This is a genomic window from Pseudomonas sp. HMWF006 (genome assembly GCF_003061205.1).
GTDB lineage: Bacteria > Pseudomonadota > Gammaproteobacteria > Pseudomonadales > Pseudomonadaceae > Aquipseudomonas > Aquipseudomonas monsensis.
The window spans coordinates 1-1,233 of record NZ_QAIU01000596.1; the positions used below are offsets into that span (position 1 = coordinate 1).

Annotated in this window: 1 protein-coding gene; it reads right to left on the reverse strand. The window is 62.4% G+C overall.

What is annotated here, in order from left to right:
• Positions 1-369: 369 nt before the first annotated feature.
• On the reverse strand, positions 370-1,233 hold an 864-nt coding region (locus tag DBR24_RS27675; RefSeq protein ID WP_256591910.1), incomplete at its 5' end, for a methyl-accepting chemotaxis protein.

The window sequence follows — 1,233 nt, forward strand, 5'->3', positions numbered from 1 at the left end:
CCTCACCCTAACCCTCTCCCGGAGGGAGAGGGGACTGACCGAGGTGTCTGTTCGAGCTACACCGACCTGAAATACCGGATCGAACTCAAGTTTTGAAAGCGTTCCCGTGGCCTGAAATACCGGATCGAACTGAGATTTTGGAAGCCTTCCCGTGGCCGGAGATACCGGATCGACCTGAGGTTTTGAAAGCCTTTCCGTGGCCGGAGATACCGGGTCGAACTGAGGTTTTGAAAGCTTCTCCGTGACCTGACATGCCGAGCCGGGCTCAGGTTTTGAATGACATGCAGATCGGCTCCCTTTCCCCCTCGCCCCCTTGGGGGAGAGGGCTGGGGTGAGGGGGGAATCCAACTGACACCCCACAATCCGGAATCAGACCCGGAACTGATCCATCAGACTCTGCTGCTGATTCGCCAGGCTGTTCAGCGACTGGCTCACCCGCGCCGATTCGTTCGCTTGCCCCGACAACGACTCGGTCACGTCACGAATGGTCGCCACGTTGTTGTTGATCTCCTCGGCCACTGCGCTCTGTTCTTCCGCCGCGCTGGCGATCTGCAGGTTCATGTCGCTGATCACCGTCACCGCCTCACCGATCTGGCGCAGCGCAGTCACCGCTTGCCCGACCTGTTCAACGCTGCCCTGAGCCTGACGATGGCTGTTGCCCATCGAACCGACTACATCTTGGGTACCGGTCTGCAACTGCTCGATCACCTGACGGGTTTCTTCCACCGACTCCTGTGTACGGCGGGCGAGGTTGCGCACTTCGTCGGCGACCACGGCAAAACCACGCCCGGCTTCACCGGCGCGTGCGGCTTCGATGGCCGCGTTGAGGGCGAGCAGGTTGGTCTGTTCGGCGATGGCGCGGATGGTTTCCAGCACCGTGCCGATCTTCTCGCTGTTGGCGGCCAGGCCTTCGACTTGCACCATCGCCGCGCTCATGTCGGCGGCCAGGGTGTCGATGCTCGCGGTGGTGCGGTCGATCACGGTCAGGCCCTGGCGAGTGGCGCGGTCGGCGTCCTTGGCCGCTTCAGCGGCTTGTGCGGCACTGCGCGCTACGTCCTGCGCGGTGGCGCTCATTTCGTGGGACGCGGTGGCGACCTGATCGACCTGACGATATTGCTGTTCCATGCCGGCGCTGGTCTGGGTGGCGATGGCCGAAGACTGGTCGGCGGTGTTGCGTGCGTCCTGCACCGAGCGTTTCACTTCGGCAATGATCGGCTGCAACTTGTCGAGGAA